Raw genomic sequence first — 261 nt, 5'->3', positions numbered from 1 at the left:
ACACTGCTCTCGAACCATCCACCGAGGTAGTTCGGCATCCAGTAGTTGTACGCATAGGTCTCGGTCAGAAGTTGCGCGTCACCCGTGTATCCCTGCTTCTCGTACAGCGGTGTGTCGACGGGCGTGCCCTGCAGGCAGTTCTCCAGCGTCAGCCGGGTGACCCGGTGGATGGTGTCGAGAAGAGGATCGGAGGAACTGAAGGAGCCGACGGACGTCGGGGCAGCGGACACGCGGTCGACAATGATGGAGACGGGTGCGGTC

The 261-nt window shown here is 62.1% G+C and carries 1 protein-coding gene; it reads right to left on the bottom strand.

Annotated elements, in window-relative coordinates; translation table 11 throughout:
- A partial coding sequence (locus SB717_RS37050) for an alpha-L-rhamnosidase-related protein (RefSeq protein WP_410908082.1) occupies nucleotides 1-261 on the bottom strand: 261 nt, incomplete at both ends.

Origin of the sequence: Priestia sp. SIMBA_032 (assembly GCF_046535215.1) — a bacterium.
Lineage (GTDB): Bacteria > Bacillota > Bacilli > Bacillales > Bacillaceae_H > Priestia > Priestia aryabhattai.
The sequence above is the reverse complement of the archived record's forward strand: the minus strand, read 5'-3'. Positions and strand labels throughout refer to the sequence as shown.